Raw genomic sequence first — 1,008 nt, forward strand, 5'->3', positions numbered from 1 at the left:
CTAATGCGGCAGAAACATGAACAGATGAATCTGGAAACAAGTTGTCGAACCATACCATTTAGTTCTTGAATTAACTTACCAAAGTCAGTGCCTGTATCACTTGGATTTAGTTCTGATGCTAATTGGTTTAGAAAATGCTGTGCTTGTTCATAGTTTTCTGACTGAGATCGCACTTGTCATAAATAACTCACTAAGAGACTGTAATGCTCCATTGCTTGAGGTTAATTCAGATACACATGATTCAGCAGGCACAATAACTATACGAGGTAATTTAGAAAGTACATTACCAGGAATGCCACCCGGATTTTCAACCCACTGTGGTTCTTGATCTTCTTGAATTTCCCAATATTCAGTTAAATCTTCGAGTTTTTCTTTAATTGCTTTAATAGTGAGGTTTTTCGAAAATTACCTTCACCAAAAATTCTTTCAAAAATTCTGACCTGTGAAATCGTCACCTACTAATTCTGACACTTGTGTTGCACCAACAAACTGGTCTTTAGGTGCCTYAGGATATTCAAGCATGTAAAMTTTTGGCTTTGACTGTGTGATATGACCAAACTTTTTTGTAAACTATGCTGTTTTCAGTTTCATCTGGTAAAGGAGCCTCAACTTTAATAATTCGGCCTTTAAAACCAACCCACTCTTTAGCCTCTTCCGGCAAATTGTGGTATTCCGCAACCATTTCAATTTCTTCAGCATATTCATACAATCATCTTTTCATATATGTTTTCGATAATCTTCTCTCTGTGCATTCTTTGCACTATGCAGAAGTTGAATTGCTGCAAAAACACTAGATTTACCCGCATTATTTGCGCCAATTAAAAAATTCGAATCTCTAAAACCAATCGTACAACCTTTTAATTTTCGAAAATTGTCGATCTTAATTTCGTGTAATCTCACTAGCCACCTCTTTAGAATTTTGTACTTGAATGAAGCCCCATAACGCCCCGCCTAAGGGGCGGGCAAGCGCACTACCACTAAACTCAAACACAACAACCGAAACCACTG

2 protein-coding genes are annotated in these 1,008 nt (G+C 37.3%); both read right to left on the reverse strand.

The features are described from left to right. Positions 1-514: 514 nt before the first annotated feature. Positions 515-709: a hypothetical protein gene (locus CIK04_RS28265; protein ID WP_128824737.1), complete on the reverse strand. Its 195-nt coding sequence runs from the start codon at positions 707-709 to the stop codon at positions 515-517. Between the two features lie 8 nt (positions 710-717). Beyond that, positions 718-900, reverse strand: a complete 183-nt coding sequence (locus tag CIK04_RS28270; protein ID WP_176463459.1) for an AAA family ATPase — start codon at positions 898-900, stop codon at positions 718-720. Positions 901-1,008: the final 108 nt, after the last annotated feature.

The organism is Vibrio sp. 03_296, assembly GCF_002265885.1.